The sequence below is a fragment of the Vibrio sp. 1401 genome (assembly GCF_033340295.1).
This window is the reverse complement of sequence record NZ_JAWOWF010000779.1, coordinates 1-535: the sequence shown is the minus strand read 5'-3', so window position 1 is coordinate 535 and position 535 is coordinate 1. Positions and strand designations below refer to the sequence as shown.

Genomic DNA, 535 nt, shown 5'->3' with positions numbered 1-535 from the left:
CAGATGACAAAAAATATTTGCTCGAAAACAGAGGTACCCGGGTGGACATGGCTGTTGATGTTAATAAGTTGCTTCATTTTTGCGTATGCTGCTTTCTTGCACGCAATCATGAAAAAACCGGTGGCATCACTGCTTGAAACTGGTGTTTCTTTGCTCTTATTCGGTGGCAGTATTTTTGTTGTTTTAGTCATCAAGTGGAGCAACGATTCCATCTTAGAGCTACACAGCGTCGCGGAGCGAGAAAAACGCAATGCGGTTCATGACTCCCTGACAGGGCTTCCCAATAGCAAGTATTGCTTCGAACTGATTGATGACAGAATACAATCTGGCGACCCTTTCTCTGTCATGCTGTTTGACGTGGTGGACTTTAAACAAGTGAACGATGCGATGGGACACTTCTGCGGAGACCAGTTACTGATTCAGATTGGTCAACGATTGCAAGACAAGCTCAAAGGGAGCGACAAGATCTTCCGTGTGGGGGGCGATGAGTTTGTCATTCTCACCTCTTCCGCATGTGAGAAAACGGGCACAGAAC

At 46.2% G+C, this 535-nt stretch carries 1 protein-coding gene; it reads left to right on the top strand.

Annotated elements, in window-relative coordinates:
• Positions 1-3: 3 nt before the first annotated feature.
• A partial coding sequence (locus R7Z77_RS28125; RefSeq protein ID WP_318137406.1) for a GGDEF domain-containing protein occupies positions 4-535 on the top strand: 532 nt, incomplete at its 3' end.